Here is a 670-nt window from a genome sequence, read left to right as displayed (position 1 = left end):
ACAAGACCGGCATCGTCCTGCTGGCCTGGCTCGCCGGGCACCAGGACGCGTTCGTCATGGTGAACGGCGCGCACAGCAACCGGTCGATCCTCCACCTGTCCGAGGTGTTCCGCCTCGCCGACCAGGCCGGGCTGCTGCCCGACCCCGGCCTGGCCGCCGCACGCATGCGCGCCCTGCTCGCCACCGCCGGGGTGACCGGATGAGTCCGGCCCGCCTGTCCCTCAACCAGTGGACGACCCGGCGCTGGTCGATGCGCGAGGCCGTCGATGGATGCGTCCGGCACGGCATCCCCGCCATCGGGCTGTGGCGGGAAGCGGTGGCCGAGCAGGGCCTGGCGGCGACCGCGAAACTGGTCACCGACGCGGGACTGCGCGTCTCCTCCCTGTGCCGGGGCGGCTTCCTGACCGGCCCGGGGCCCGCGCTGAAGGACAACCGCGCCGCGATCGACGAGGCCGCCGCCCTGGACGCCGCCTGCCTGGTGCTGGTCGTGGGCGGGCTCCCCGGAGTCTCCCCCGGAGGCGCTCCGCGTCCAGGCTTCAGCCGCGACCTGGCCGAGGCGCGGATCCGGGTCGCCGACGCGCTCGCCCTGCTGGCCCCGTACGCGGCCGAGCGCGGTGTGCGGCTCGCGCTGGAGCCGCTGCACCCCATGTACTGCGCCGACCGTGCCGTA

Annotated in this window: 2 protein-coding genes; both read left to right on the top strand. The window is 75.2% G+C overall.

Going from position 1 to position 670, the window contains the following annotated elements:
- Window positions 1–203, top strand: a 203-nt coding sequence (locus IEY93_RS37595; RefSeq protein WP_189167900.1) for a DUF993 family protein, incomplete at its 5' end; no start/stop codon positions are given.
- Window positions 200–670, top strand: a 471-nt coding sequence (locus tag IEY93_RS37590) for a sugar phosphate isomerase/epimerase family protein (protein ID WP_189167899.1), incomplete at its 3' end; no start/stop codon positions are given. The genes IEY93_RS37595 and IEY93_RS37590, both read left to right, overlap by 4 nt.

Source organism: Sphaerisporangium melleum (genome assembly GCF_014646695.1).
Classification (GTDB): domain Bacteria; phylum Actinomycetota; class Actinomycetes; order Streptosporangiales; family Streptosporangiaceae; genus Sphaerisporangium; species Sphaerisporangium melleum.
The sequence above is the reverse complement of the archived record's forward strand: the minus strand, read 5'-3'. Positions and strand labels throughout refer to the sequence as shown.